Origin of the sequence: Pseudomonas sp. JZ114 (genome assembly GCF_051027705.1) — a bacterium.
Lineage (GTDB): Bacteria > Pseudomonadota > Gammaproteobacteria > Pseudomonadales > Pseudomonadaceae > Chryseomonas > Chryseomonas luteola.
In genome coordinates this window covers 2,143,147-2,157,171 of sequence record NZ_CP069256.1, presented here as the reverse complement: position 1 = coordinate 2,157,171, position 14,025 = coordinate 2,143,147, and the positions used below count along the sequence as shown (strand labels likewise).

Here is a 14,025-nt window from a genome sequence, read left to right as displayed (position 1 = left end):
CGTCCAGCCTTGGACGGACTCAGGCACGAGGAATGCTCGATGACGCCTTCTACCGGGTTCTGGCTTCTGATCTATGCCGTAGTAGCCATCATTGCGTTGATTGTCTTGATTGCGCGGTATCGGCTGAATCCCTTTATCGTGATTACCCTGGTATCGGTAGGACTGGCTCTGGTCGCCGGTATGCCAGCCAATACGATTGTTGCCTCTTATGAGGCCGGTGTCGGCAAGACGCTTGGTCATATCGCCCTGGTCGTGGCATTGGGCACCATGCTCGGCAAGATGATGGCCGAGTCAGGCGGCGCAGAGCAGGTCGCTCGTACCCTGATAGCCAGATTCGGCGAGCGCAATGCCCATTGGGCGATGGTCTGCATTGCCTTTCTCGTAGGGCTGCCCCTGTTTTTTGAAGTGGGCTTCGTGCTGCTGGTTCCTATCGCCTTTACCGTGGCCCGCCGTGTAGGTGTCTCTATCCTGATGGTAGGCCTGCCCATGGTCGCGGGGTTGTCGGTTGTGCATGCGCTCGTTCCGCCGCATCCTGCTGCCATGCTGGCCGTGCAGTCCTATCATGCCTCGGTAGGGCAGACGCTCTTCTATGCGGTTCTTGTAGGTATTCCGACGGCTATTCTTGCCGGACCGGTCTACGCCAGGTTCATCGTTCCAAAGATTCAGTTACCTGCCGAAAACCCATTGGCCGAGCAGTTTACCGAGCGTGAGCCTCGTAAACAGCTGCCTGGTTTTGGCATCACGATCGGTACGATTATCCTGCCCGTTGTGCTGATGTTGATGGGTGGCTGGGCCAACCTGATATCAACGCCGGGCAGCGTCTTCAATCAGTTTCTGCAATTTATCGGCAACTCCGTGATTGCACTGCTGGTTGCCACATTGGTGAGTTTTTGGACGTTAGGGCTGGCTCAAGGCTTCAACCGCGATGCGATCCTGAAATTTACCAATGAATGCCTGGCTCCAACGGCCACGATCACATTACTGGTAGGCGCTGGTGGAGGGCTCAACCGAATCCTTATCGATGCCGGCGTGACCACCGAAATCGTTGGACTGGCCCGGGAATTTAACCTGTCACCCCTGATGATGGGGTGGCTCTTTGCTGCGCTAATGCGCATTGCCACCGGCTCGGCCACGGTCGCCATGACCACGGCTTCAGGCATCGTCGCGCCTGTTGCGTTAGGGTTAGGCTATCCACACCCTGAACTGCTGGTTCTGGCTACCGGGGCAGGGTCGGTCATCTTTTCCCATGTAAATGACGGCGGGTTCTGGTTGATCAAGGAGTATTTCAACATGACGGTAACCCAGACGTTCAAGACGTGGACCGTATTAGAAACCTTGATTTCCATCATCGCCTTTCTTCTGACATTAGCGTTGGCGGCTGTACTGTAATGGATATTCTGTATCAAATCCGTGCACGTCTCGAGCATATGAGTGCAGGCGAACAACGTATCGCTCGCCTGATCCTGGAGGATGTGCCGTTCGCAGCCAGCGCCAGCCTGGACGAGCTGGCGACACGGGCTGAAGTCAGTAGTGCGACCTTGTCCCGCTTTGCCCGCAGCGCAGGGTGCAAGGACTTGCGGGACCTGCGCTTGCAGCTAGCTCAGGCCAGCGGTGTTGGAGCGCGGTTTCTGGGCCGAACACACGCACCGGAGCATTCTGCATTCTTTGGTAATATCGTCAGTGACATCGAAGCAACGCTTCGCCAGCATCTGGCCTGTTTCGATGAGCAAACCTTTGCACAGGCGGTTGCACTTGTTCATGAGGCGCGCATGGTTTACGCCTTTGGTATGGGCGGTTGCTCCACGATCTTTTCGGATGAACTGCAATACCGGCTGGTTCGGCTGGGATACCCCATTGCGGCTTATCACGATCCGGTACTGATGCGCCTGACGGCTGCCACGTTGGGCCAGGATCAGGTAGTGATTGCCTGCTCGATGACGGGCATAACCCCCGAACTTGTCGAGTCGCTGCAGCTGGCCAAGGGGTACGGCGCTCGCATTCTGGCCATCGCACCCGAAACATCGCCGGTTGCCCAACTGGCTGATGTCGTACTGCCGCTGTTTCTGGCTGAAACAGACTTTATCTATAAACCTACCGCCGCCCGCTACGGAATGATGCTTGCCGTGGATATTCTGGCTACTGAGCTGGCATTGAGCGCACCTGAAGCGAATCAGGAACGCTTGCGGCGCATCAAGCTCGCCATGGACGACTACCGTGGCGGCGATGAGCGATTGCCGCTGGGAGACTGACAATGCCAACCTACGATGCTCTTATCCGCAATGCACAGGTGATCGATGGCAGCAACTCGCCGGGTTATCAGGCGGATATCGCTATACAGAACGGCCGAATAGAACAGATAGGACGCATAAGTGGGGCAACGGCAACCCATGAGGTTGACGCCGCGGGGAGGGTGCTTGCACCGGGCTTCATTGATGTTCATACCCATGACGATACCGTGGTGATCCGTCAGCCGGAGATGCTGCCCAAGCTAAGCCAGGGTGTAACGACTGTTATCGTAGGTAATTGTGGCATCAGCGCTTCTCCCGTCAGCTTGAAAGGCGAGCCGCCAGATCCCATGAACCTGTTGGGGCCAGCAGCGGCCTTTGCTTATCCGACGTTCGCCGATTACAAGTCAGCCGTCGAACAGGCGCATCCGGGGGTAAACGTTGCTGCCCTCGTTGGGCATACAGCACTGCGCAGCAACCATATGGATGACCTTTATCGTACGGCAACGCCTGATGAAATTACTGCCATGCGGGCTCAGTTGCGTGAGAGTCTGGAGCAAGGTGCGCTGGGGCTTTCCACAGGGCTCGCTTATGCCTCAGCCTATGACGCAAGTACTGACGAAGTAATGGAACTGGCCTCAGAGCTGGACGCCTACGGAGCGGTATACACCACACATTTGCGTAGCGAATTCGAGCCTGTACTAGAGGCCTTGGACGAAGCGTTTCGTATCGGTCGTCATGCGAAGGCGCCCGTTATCGTCTCGCACCTCAAATGTGCCGGTGCAGGCAATTGGGGACGTAGTCCACAGCTTCTTGCGGCGTTGGAGCAAGCAGCACGGGATCATCCAGTTGGGTGCGATTGTTATCCTTATTCGGCCAGTTCCTCAACGCTGGATCTCAAGCAGGTAACAGCTGATTTTCGCATCACCATTACCTGGTCTACACCCTATCCTGACGTGAGCGGCCTCGACCTGAACGACATTGCAGAGGAGTGGGGCGTATCGCTACTGGATGCTGCCAAACGCCTGCAACCGGCCGGGGCAGTGTATTACGGGATGGATGAAAACGATGTGAGGCGCATTCTGGCTCATCCGCTATCAATGATCGGGTCGGACGGCCTACCCGAAGACCCATTCCCGCACCCTCGCTTGTGGGGCGCCTTTCCGCGAGTGCTAGGACATTACAGTCGCGACGTGGCCCTGTTTCCCCTGCATACCGCGGTACACAAGATGACCGGGCTTTCAGCGGCCCGTTTTGGGCTCTACAAGCGCGGATTAATCAAGGAAGGTTATTGGGCGGATCTGGTCTTGTTCAATCCCAAAACCGTACATGCCGCCGCCGATTTCAAGACGCCCAAGGTTGTCGCAGAAGGGATCGATGCTGTCTGGGTAAATGGAATCCTGTCGTATTCAGATAAACAACTGACTCCCCATAGAAACGGTCGCTTCCTTTCCCGACAAGGCGACCTGCGCACACACTTTAATTAGGAGGATGACATGTCAATCAAACGTTACGGTGTTGAGGGTGGTAGCGGGACAGGCGGGCAGCACCTGCCGTTTGCGCGCGCTGTTGAGGCTGATGGATGGCTCTACGTCTCGGGCCAGACCCCTATGGTCAACGGAGAAGTGGTCGAAGGCGGCATCGTCACTCAAACGCGCCAATGCCTGGATAACGTCATGGCCATTCTCAAGGAAGCCGGCTACGGCCCGGAACATGTGGTGCGTTGCGGTGTATGGCTGGATGATCCTCGTGACTTCATGTCGTTCAACAGGATCTTCAAGGAATATTTTGGCGAGCATCCGCCTGCACGCGCCTGTGTAGTATCGAGCATGGTGATTGACTGCAAAGTCGAAGTGGATTGCGTCGCCTACAAAAAACCGGAATAAGGCCTCCGCTCCCGGGTCAGAGTGTTTGATCGCTCTGACTATAGGGATTCCATCATCATGCGTATGTTTTTTGCATTGCCGTGCCCAGCCTCTGTGGTTACACGTGTAGTCGCCTGGCGAAAGGAGCAGGGCATGGATGGGCGCCTGGTTCCTCCTGAAAATCTTCACATGACACTGGCTTTTCTGGGTGAAATTCCAGAAGAACAGATAGACGCGCTTATGGCTCTTGGCGATCACATACGCTTTGAGCCATGTACGGTCGTGCTTGATAGCGTCGAGCGTTGGCATCAGGGGCTTATCAGCATGATTGCATCCCAGACGCCAGTGCCGCTGGTGTCGCTGGTTGACGATCTAAACCTGGGACTGAAAAGTTTGGGCGTTCCGCTGGATCGCAGACCCTTTATCCCACACCTGACGGCTGCACGTAAAAGCCGCTATCGGCCAAGTGGACTACCGTCATTGGCGTGGCCAGTAGAGCGCTTTGCCTTGTTTGTATCGGAAAGCAGCCAGGGAGGCGTGCAATACAGAGCTTTAAAAGAATGGACAGTAGCTGAAGGCAGTCCGGGAGAATAGGGCGGTAATAGCTGCCGCCCATTACGTATTTTACTTTTTATGTAAACTTTATCTGTTGCTGCTTGGCGAATATTTAAGCCTGGACATACTTGCTGAATACAGCGCTGTAGTCATGGGTCATATAAGTCTCCAGCATCAATGTATTCAGCGTGTCCAAGGTACCTGTGTATTGCTGGGTTATGTGTTCAGGCGATGCTGGGTTAGCAATCTTGTACATGGAGGCCGTCATATCCAGTACTTTTAGTGCATTGGCACGCTTGAGTTCTTCCAGGTGCTGAATCTTGCTGATCCCGATCAGAGACTTGTAGATGTCTTTGACTTGTTCAAGAAAGGTCTTTTTGATATCGATGCTGAAGGGTTTGCCGCCTATGACGAATTTCAGCTCGACATCTAGATCCACCGTGCCGGCCGTTTCAATCATGACGCTCTGAATACGCTCGCTGAGGTAATCGTAGCGTTTGATAGTGCGCTTGGACGATACCGCAGATTCGCCGTCCACATGAATCAACGCCAGATTAGTAAAGCAATATTCATCCTTTTTCGATTTGATCAGAAAGAAAATCTTTTCACCGTCCTCGTGAAAGAGATAGTCGTCCGCATCGACCTTGTCGAAGTCTGCTGGTTTGATAATCGATCCGATGTCGCTTAGTCCCAAAGCATCTGCTGCAAATCGTTTGAACATACCAGGCTTTCCTTGAGTGACAGGATAAGGCGCAACATCGAGGCTGCACGCACGCAGAAAAAGGTCTACTAAACACGCAAAGTGAATTTCAGTTGGGCAGTTGTATCAGGCAGTGAGAAAAAGACAAGGCGTAGGAAGGTTCATTAACGAGGCAAGAAAATCTGTCTTGGCTTAACCGGATCCAGATGAAGGTTTAGGACCCAAAACCCTGAAGGGGATAGAGAAGTCAGTGCTTGCTAATATCTAATTTAACATAATATACATTATGCGAAGTTATGTATTCTGGATATGGAGCCATGGGGCAGCGCCTTGAACGCTGCGAAACTCCATATGAGCTTTTTTGAGCTTTTTTGAGCTCTTTATGGCTCACTTCTTTATTGATCCTTTAAACGTCGCTGTTTACCAGACGCCGCTCGCTCCTGGTTGATGGCGTTGTAGTAAATGTCTTGCGTTGTACTCGCCTTGGCGTGGCCAAGATCTTCCTGCAGGTGTTTGAGTGGTCTGCTTGGTGCATCGTAGGTTGCGCTGGTGTGGCGTAACCAATGGGCGCTGGCTGCACGCAGATTGGATACTTCGTCCTCGCTGCGACCTTCCTGTTTCATTCGTACCAACGCCGTGTCAAAGCATTCCTGTACTAGGTTGCGAATCTGCCGATCGGTCAGACCGCCTTGTCCATTGTGTTTAGTCAGTAGCGGCGCAGGATCTCCGGCGTATGGCAGCGGCGTCAGATTGCGGAAGGCCCGGTAGCGCTTGAGATAGACCAGCATGTCATCACTGACCGAGATGCGACGCTCCTTGTTGCCCTTGCCAATTGCAACGTACCACCAGGAACCGTCAGGGTCTTTCTGAAAGGCGTCCATGGTGGGAGACCAGCCGGGCCGCCCGGAAAGTTCGGAGATTCGCAGGTAGAGTGAAAACAGGGTCGCTATGATAAAGAGTGTACGCTCGTGCTTTTCAGGCTCCTCTGCAGCCATCCATTCCGCTGTTTCGATAACGAACTCCCATTGAAGGCGGTCAAGAACCTTGCCGCTGACAGCCTTGGCTTTCTTTTGAAAGAAGCGGCTCTTCTGCTTGATCGCCCGAAAGGGATTACCCACCAATACGTCCTGATCATTGAGGTAATCATAGAATGAGCTGCAGATTGCAAAGACTTGCTTGAGCGTACCCTGAGCCATTTCATAGCGTTCTGGGGTAGTGTCATCGTCGTCTCCTGTTTCGACAGCAAGCTTGCGTGAGGCTTTATCACCCTGAATCCCAAAGGGGCGCCACAACGGATTGGGCTCCATGCTGCCATCTTTCAGAATGAAGCGGCGACGAACAGAGGTGCCCACCCAGTCCTCGTCAGGCTCCTGACTGAATGCCAGGAACGCCTCGGCATCCTGGCGGCGAAGCGAAAGGATAGACCTCCCTTCCTTGATCCAGCTCCACAGAAGGAGACGTTCAACTTGGGTGCGATAGGCTTTGAATGTCGTTTCCCAGCCGGCATAAGAGCGCAAAAATTCACGCACATGAAAATAATCGTCTTTAGCCGGAATACCGGGCTCAAACCGTTTCAGGTAATTCAGGATAGACGTATGCTCTGCCTCGTAAGAGGTAGCGTTAAGCCCAAGAAAACTGGCATAAGTGTCAAATAAAGGCTGGGGTTTAGACGAGAAAAGCATCGAAATAACACTGAAAAGGCAGGTTTCTTAGTATATCAATTTCCGATTATGGACGTAATCGGAAATTTGGCTTGTTTATAGGATTTTATAGAAGACACAAGCACTTACGAAAGCCGTCTCGTACCGCTTCCAACGAACCGTTAAAGAACTAAGCTGTGTGAGATTGATCTCACTTTTATAGGCAAATGCCGTTCAGCTTTAAAGGTGGCTCGCCGTGGACTGGTTAGGTATTCATTTTCTCACAGATCTTCAGCAATCCGGCCTTTCGCCTGTCGAGCATAGCCACACTTCTCTATTGGTTGTCTTTTCCTATCTGATTGCAACTGCTGCCGGTTATACCGCGCTGAGCCTTGCTGATGTTGCGGTCGCGGATGATCGCCGAACGCGCATGCTGTGGCGCTGGATCGGTGCCTTTTGTTTGGGCGGCGGTATCTGGTCGATGCACTTCCTTGCCATGATGGCGTTCGTCATGCCGATTCCAGTGTATTACGACCATCGCCTCACGGCCCTTTCGCTGGTCATTGCTATCATGGCGTCCTTGCTGGCCATGGTCATGATTGGTCGCCCTGCTCTTACCGCCAGACAATATATCGGCGCGGCGATCAGTATTGGCTTGGGGGTTACAGCCATGCATTACATCGGTATGGCCGCCATGCAATCTGCTGCGACGGCCTACTATGATCCCTGGCTATTCGTGCTTTCTATTGTGGTATCGATGTTGGCCAGCCTCGGGTCGATGATGTTGATCATGAAGCTACGCCAGCCGGACAACCCTGCTCCGCTCAAGTTGAAACTGGCGGCGAGTCTGGCGCTGGGTGCAGGTATTATCTCCATGCATTTCAGTGGTATGGCGGCCGTTACCTTTACCCTCCCCGCCGGCTCGACGTTTGACGCTGGTGCGCACGTTGACAATCACTCACCTTATCTAGGTATAGCGACGGCTTTTATTTCGCTGATTATTATCAGCTGCAGCCTGGTTGCGGTATGGGCAGGAAAGAAGCTGGAAAGCCAGCGTCGAGATCTTGAACGGGTCAACGCCCTGCTCCACGAACTCGATAGCACACAGGCTTCACTCCATAACGTCGCTCATTTCGATGCCCTTACAGGCCTGCACAATCGCTATTCCTTCAACAAGGAAATCCAGATGCGGCTGGATGAACACGTGGCCCAAGGCACTTCCATGGCCCTGCTGTTTCTAGATTTGGATAACTTCAAGCGAATCAATGATTCATTAGGTCATGATGCCGGTGATGAGCTGTTGCGTGTTGTGGCTCAGCGCCTGAAAAGCGCTTTGCGTGAGCGAGACCTGATCGCACGCCTGGGCGGTGATGAATTTTGCATTCTTGCCAACGTTGAAGAGAATTATGAGGCCGAGCTGTTGGGGCGCCGCATCCTGCAAAAGATGAAAGAGCCCATTATCCTGGCCGGTCGAAAAATGGTCATAACCACATCCATTGGGGCCAGCCTATTCCCACAGGATGCAACGACCGGTGAAGATCTCATGAAGCATGCCGATCTGGCCTTGTACAAATCCAAGGCTAATGGTCGCAACATGCTGTATTTCTTTCAGGAACAGCTCAGGAGCAAAGCGTCTCTTGAGCTAAAAATGGAGGAAGAACTACGACAGGCATTGAGTCGTAATAATCTGACCGTGTATTACCAGCCCGTCTTTGACCTGAGTAGCGGCAAGGTTTGCCATGTAGAGGCATTGGTGCGCTGGCAGCACCCCGAACAAGGCTTGCTGCTGCCCGGTAACTTTATTGATATTGCGACGGCAAACGGGTTTATTGCTGATATTGACCGTTGGGTGATTCGCCGAGCCTGTCGTGATATCAAGAAACTGCATCGGCAAGGCTTTAAGATTGGAGTTGCGGTCAACTGCTGTGTACGCAGCCTGGAGCGTGAAACGCTCGTATCCAACGTTCAGGAAGCCTTGAGTCAGGCACGCCTGGAGCCCCAGTTTCTCGAACTTGAAGTAACCGAAAACGCGCTAATGGCCAACATTGACCAGGTTATCGGGCAGCTAAGGCAGTTGCGTGAGCTTGGCGTGCGGTTGTCCATTGACGACTTTGGTACAGGTTACTCATCACTGGCGTATCTGAGCCAGCTTCCCTTGGATGCTATCAAGGTGGACCGCTCGTTCATTCAGGATATTCCCAACAATGCGCGGGACCTTGATCTGGCGGAAGCTATCATTGCCATGGGGCATAAATTGCATTTGAAAGTCATTGCCGAAGGCGTGGAAACCCAGCAACAGATTACCTTTCTGATCGATAACCAGTGCGACCTTGCCCAGGGGTTTCTACCCAGTCGCCCTCTTCCCTTCGAAAAGCTTCAGGCGTTCTTGCTTGATGAGATAGGTAACAACGCATTTTCCCAGTCTCACCTCGCCTGAAATGACAAGGCCTGCTTTCAAGCAGGCCTTGTCTTGCTGGTTTCTGACTACGCGTGGCCAGTATCTGCACGCGCATAACCGTTACCGATATCGGCTCGCATATCAGCCGGTGTTTCAAAGTCGCTTGCGGCACCACGCATGTCGCTTATTGACTTTGGAAAGCCGGATCGATTGCTGTAATCACGTATAGGCATGTGTCGTGGACGGTGGTGGCGCTCCGTGATGCCCCGTGTTGCCATGACATCAACCAACGCGGTAGCCAGCACGACAGCCATCGCGATTTTCACGTTTCCCCGCTTGGGATTATCGGCATTCAGACCGGTCGCCAGTGTAGCGAGATCCAGGGCATCACCCGCTACACGGCTCCAGAGCGCAGGTGCAGGGTTGTCACTCAGCGCGCCGACACCACTGACAATCTCACGCACCCCATAGGCACGAACAATATTCTCCGACCCTTCCATGCCCAAGGCGCGGGTCAATAATCGTGGAGCAGCCAACTCCAGGAGACCGAGACCCAGGCTGTAAAAGCCGAGGCCTCGGGCAAGCTTGTCTGAAGCGCCTAGTGATCGCTGGGGGGATGAAAATTTCTCAAGCATGGTCATAGCCGTCTCCCTCAAGGTTTCAGAACAACCTTGATGCAGTTGTCGAGTTTGTCCCGGAAGGTCTTATACATTTCCGGGCCCTGGTCGAGACTTACCGTATGGGTAATCACGAATGAGGGGTCGATCTGTCCGTCATCGATACGGCGCAGCAGGTCATCCGTCCAACGTTTGACGTGCGTTTGCCCGGTGCGCATGGTAAGCCCCTTATTCATGAGCGCCCCCATGGGAATCTTGTCGACCAGACCGCCGTAAACGCCCGGGATAGATAAAATGCCCGCCGGGCGACAAACATAGATCATCTCGCGTAATACATGAGGACGATCACTCTCCATCATGGTCGCCTGCTTGACCCGATCATAAACGGCATCCAGCGACCGCGTCGCATGGGACTCAAGGCCTACGGCATCAATGCATTTTTCAGGACCCTTACCGCGGGTAAGCTCGTTCAGACGCTCAACCACGCTCTCCTTGTCGAAGTTGATGGTTATCGCCCCGCCCGCTTCTGCCATGAGCAGTCGTTCAGGCACGTTATCGATCATCACGACCTGCTTGGCGCCCAGCAGTATGGCGCTGCGCACACAAAACTGACCCACCGGACCCGCCCCCCAGACCGCTACGGTATCAGTAGGCTGAATGTCGCACTGCACCGCAGCTTGCCAACCCGTGGGGAAAATATCACCCAAGAACAGTACCTGTTCGTCCGTAAGCGTGCTTGGAACCTTTACATGGGTAGAATCTGCAAACGGAACACGTACGTACTCGGCCTGCCCGCCTGCGTAACCGCCGGTTAGGTGCGAGTAACCAAAAAGGCCTGCTGTGGAGTGACCAAACACTTTGTCACCCAGGTCTTTACGGCGGTTCGAGCGCTCGCAGACAGAAAAATTACCGCGTTTGCATTGCTCGCATTCGCCACAGGTAATGGTGAATGGCACGACGATGCGATCGCCTACCTTTAGCTCTTTGTTTTCCGAGCCGACCTCAACCACCTCTCCCATGAACTCATGGCCCATAACATCGCCGCACTCCATGCCGGGAATGAAATGGTCATAGAGGTGAAGGTCGGAGCCGCAAATGGCGCAACTGGTTGTCTTGATAATAGCGTCGCGTGGGTGTTCGATCTTGGGGTCCGGAACGGTGTCGTAGCGGATATCGTTTTTCCCGTGCCAACAGAGTGCTTTCATGCGCGTTCTTCCAACGTTGGTTGAAAAGTCCCGTCACCAACAGCGTGAAGGTCCCTCCTGTCTGGGACATGGGCGGGCTGTATGAATAAGGCCACTCCCTTGGCAGTGATGCTATTGGGACATCAGAACGCATAGGAAAAGTTCAAAGATTGCCCGGATCCTCAAACCAAACGGTAAGGAATAAAGATGACCTGCTGGTCATTTCCTTTTAAGAAACCTTATAGGGTTACTGTTAGAGCTACTAATCGCGGGTAGCGTTCGGTTTCTCAGGAAGCGCGCATTGATCATCCTTACAGCGTCTGGAGCCTTCCGGATGAGGAATCCAGATTAGTTGCGGGCGAGCGCGCAAAAACAGGCGATAACCCAAATCAAACAACGGCCGCAGCGGCTTCCAGGCAAGAGGTGCTGCCCAACGGCCAAGCCCTGCCGCTCGCCAACTCCAATAGGTTGCATCCAGCCCCTTGACCCATTGCCCGTCGGCAAATCGGGCGTGCAACAGATCCCTGAATTGCTGTGATGACATTCCAGGTGCCGGTACCTCGAAGGTTGGATCGGCTACGTCTATAAACAACAGGCGTGCAGGGTCAGCATGTCGACGCAGATGTCGAATCTCGCGGGCACACAGCGGACAGTCGCCATCGTAAAACAAGGTGAGCGGCCATGCGGGTTGCATATACTTCTCCAAAGGGTACGACCTGAAGAGGCCATACCCTTTCACTCGATCAGATAGGGCTATCGGTAGAGGGTTTTTCCCACAGATTGATTCCCCCTTCAACGGCATACTTATCGATTTCTGCCAGCTCCTCCGCGCTAAAGGACAGATTGCTCAAGGCTCCGATATTTTCCTGCAACTGTTCCGGACGACTCGCCCCAATCAGCGCCGAGGTGACACGCGGATCGCGTAGCGTCCAGGCCAGGGCAAGCTGAGCCAGACTCTGACCGCGACGCTGGGCAATCTCATTCAGTGCGCGCGCCCGTGCGATGTTGTCATCGGACAGGTGCTCCGGTCGCAAGGAGGCACCGCCGGGACGGTTCACCCGTGCATCCTCCGGTACGCCATTGAGGTATTTGCCGGTCAGCAAGCCTTGGGCCAACGGTGTAAATGCGATGACGCCTGCACCGACCTCATCAGTTGCATCCAGCAGGTCTTTTTCGATCCAGCGATTGAACAGGTTGTAGGAAGGCTGATGGATGAGAAGAGGAACCTTCCATTCCTTGAGCAGCGCTGCCATCTCGCGTGTCTTGCCAGCCGAATAGGATGATATGCCAATGTACAGGGCCTTGCCCTGCTGCACGGCCGTAGCCAATGCACTGGCGGTTTCCTCAAGTGGTGTGTCGGCATCGAAGCGGTGGGAGTAAAAGATGTCGACGTAATCCAGCCCCATACGCTTCAAGCTTTGATCAAGGCTTGCCAGGACGTATTTGCGTGAGCCACCGCCCTGTCCATAAGGCCCTGGCCACATATCCCAGCCGGCTTTGCTGGAAATGATCAGCTCGTCCCGATAGAGCTTGAAGTCTTCCCGCAGGATTCGGCCGAAGTTGGTTTCGGCGCTGCCGTAGGGAGGACCGTAGTTATTGGCCAGATCGAAATGGTTGATGCCAAAGTCGAATGCCGTACGTAACAGGGCCCGCTGGTTTTCAATGGGTGTGGTGTCACCGAAGTTGTGCCACAAGCCCAGGGACAGTGCAGGCAGGACCAGACCACTCTTGCCTACCCGGCGGTAAGGCATGGATTCGTATCGATTGATGGCAGCCGTATAGCTCAAGGCGCTCTCCTCTCTTCTGTTGTGCTTATGCTTAGGTCTGCAACGGTTATACGACAACTTGACCACTCAGCAAAAGCTGCTTCTACATTCCGCAGGCTTGAATGAGAAATTGTCGAAAGGCTTCTGCCGCTGTCGGCAGTTCGGTATCCGGCTTCCAGATCAGCCCGAGCTCCATAGGCGGAACGGCATCATTGAGCGGGCGTACCTCGATCTTCTTGCCTTCAAGCGACCAGGTACGAAACACCATGTCCGATAGGATAGTCACGCCAAATCCATGGGCAACCAGGCCACGTACAGACTCCATGGAGGACGTTCGAAACGCGACCTTTGGTTCCAGACCGCGGGCGTGCCAATAGCGCTGGGTCGAGGCTTCGCCCTCTTCGACCGTCCCGAGGATGTAAGCATGCTCGGCCACATCCTTGAGGGTAATGTCGGGTTTGGTCATCAGCGGGTGGTGACTGGCCAGCCAGAGCTGGCGGCGTGATCGGATCAGAACATAATGCTCGAAACGGTCAATGGCCTCGCTGTTGGACACAATGATCAGGCCAAGATCCAGGCGCCCTTCCAGAACAGCCTGCTCGATGCTGGGCCGATCCATGTCCACTAGATCAATATCCACCTGTGGATAGCTGCGCTTGAAGCGAGCCAGCAGGCTGGGCAGAAAATACCCCAGCACTGCGTAGGTGGCTCCTACGCGCACCACTCCCTCCTGGGTATGACTCAAGAATAGGGGTTCCTTGAGTGCATCGTTCAGCGTATCGAGAATGTGCCGGGCATGCTGCAGGAACCGGTGCCCTTCTGCTGTCAGAGCAACCCCGTAGGGCTGTCGCTCAAACAGATTGACCCCCAGATTTTCCTCCAGTTGAGCCACTGCTGAGGTAATCGCGGACTGGGAAACATGGACATCCAATGCCGCCTGGGAGAAACGGCCCGTGGTGGCAGCCGCCACAAAGTAGCGTAGTTGACGCATCGAAATATCTTTGGAGCTGGCCATCTGATTTTCGAATACCTGAGTGCGGTTTTTAGAATTTTACGTTACCTGTACCCCTTCCTA

General features: G+C 54.0%; 13 protein-coding genes. 6 read left to right on the top strand and 7 right to left on the bottom strand.

Translation table 11 applies throughout. The features are described 5' to 3' along the window. The first annotated feature begins 39 nt into the window (after positions 1–39). From JQR90_RS10040 to thpR, 5 genes are read left to right on the top strand one after another with little or no spacing between them, the layout of a single operon-like run. A complete protein-coding gene (locus tag JQR90_RS10040; protein WP_434139979.1) occupies positions 40–1,389 on the top strand; it encodes a gluconate:H+ symporter in 1,350 nt (449 codons plus the stop codon). Continuing rightward, a complete protein-coding gene (locus JQR90_RS10035; protein ID WP_434139978.1) occupies positions 1,389–2,249 on the top strand; it encodes a MurR/RpiR family transcriptional regulator in 861 nt (286 codons plus the stop codon). The genes JQR90_RS10040 and JQR90_RS10035 overlap by 1 nt, the downstream gene beginning before the upstream one ends. Positions 2,250–2,251: 2 nt before the next feature. Beyond that, positions 2,252–3,712: an N-acyl-D-amino-acid deacylase family protein gene (locus JQR90_RS10030; protein ID WP_434139977.1), complete on the top strand. Its 1,461-nt coding sequence runs from the start codon at positions 2,252–2,254 to the stop codon at positions 3,710–3,712. Positions 3,713–3,721: 9 nt separating this feature from the next. After that, positions 3,722–4,111, top strand: coding sequence for a RidA family protein (locus JQR90_RS10025; RefSeq protein WP_010798326.1), 390 nt, complete (start codon positions 3,722–3,724; stop codon positions 4,109–4,111). 57 nt (positions 4,112–4,168) lie between these two features. Next, a complete protein-coding gene (thpR, locus tag JQR90_RS10020; protein WP_434139976.1) occupies positions 4,169–4,684 on the top strand; it encodes an RNA 2',3'-cyclic phosphodiesterase in 516 nt (171 codons plus the stop codon). Between the two features lie 73 nt (positions 4,685–4,757). On the opposite strand, the gene JQR90_RS10015 is transcribed toward thpR, so the two are convergent. After that, a complete protein-coding gene (locus tag JQR90_RS10015) occupies positions 4,758–5,366 on the bottom strand; it encodes a PH domain-containing protein (protein ID WP_312270834.1) in 609 nt (202 codons plus the stop codon). Positions 5,367–5,740: 374 nt separating this feature from the next. After that, complete coding sequence (locus JQR90_RS10010; protein ID WP_239380879.1) at positions 5,741–7,027, bottom strand: tyrosine-type recombinase/integrase; 1,287 nt, start codon at positions 7,025–7,027, stop codon at positions 5,741–5,743. Between the two features lie 214 nt (positions 7,028–7,241). Between JQR90_RS10010 and JQR90_RS10005 the strand changes: the two genes are divergently transcribed. Beyond that, positions 7,242–9,422 carry a putative bifunctional diguanylate cyclase/phosphodiesterase gene (locus JQR90_RS10005; RefSeq protein ID WP_434139975.1) on the top strand — a complete coding sequence of 727 codons (2,181 nt, stop codon included), beginning with the start codon at positions 7,242–7,244 and terminating at the stop codon, positions 9,420–9,422. Between the two features lie 47 nt (positions 9,423–9,469). Here the strand turns inward: JQR90_RS10005 and JQR90_RS10000 are convergent, their stop codons facing one another. The 5 genes from JQR90_RS10000 to JQR90_RS09980 form a co-directional block, all read right to left on the bottom strand. Further along, on the bottom strand, positions 9,470–10,024 hold the full coding sequence (locus tag JQR90_RS10000; protein ID WP_150347385.1) for a hypothetical protein: 555 nt from the start codon (positions 10,022–10,024) through the stop codon (positions 9,470–9,472). An 11-nt stretch (positions 10,025–10,035) separates the two neighbouring features. Further along, positions 10,036–11,205 carry a zinc-dependent alcohol dehydrogenase gene (locus tag JQR90_RS09995; protein WP_010798320.1) on the bottom strand — a complete coding sequence of 390 codons (1,170 nt, stop codon included), beginning with the start codon at positions 11,203–11,205 and terminating at the stop codon, positions 10,036–10,038. Between the two features lie 241 nt (positions 11,206–11,446). Then, complete coding sequence (locus JQR90_RS09990; protein ID WP_434139974.1) at positions 11,447–11,878, bottom strand: thiol-disulfide oxidoreductase DCC family protein; 432 nt, start codon at positions 11,876–11,878, stop codon at positions 11,447–11,449. Positions 11,879–11,927: 49 nt separating this feature from the next. Next, positions 11,928–12,971: an L-glyceraldehyde 3-phosphate reductase gene (gene mgrA, locus JQR90_RS09985; RefSeq protein ID WP_434139973.1), complete on the bottom strand. Its 1,044-nt coding sequence runs from the start codon at positions 12,969–12,971 to the stop codon at positions 11,928–11,930. A gap of 82 nt (positions 12,972–13,053) precedes the next feature. Next, positions 13,054–13,965 (bottom strand): LysR family transcriptional regulator, encoded by a 912-nt coding sequence (locus JQR90_RS09980; protein WP_010798317.1) that lies wholly within the window; start codon positions 13,963–13,965, stop codon positions 13,054–13,056. Between the last annotated feature and the right edge of the window lie 60 nt (positions 13,966–14,025).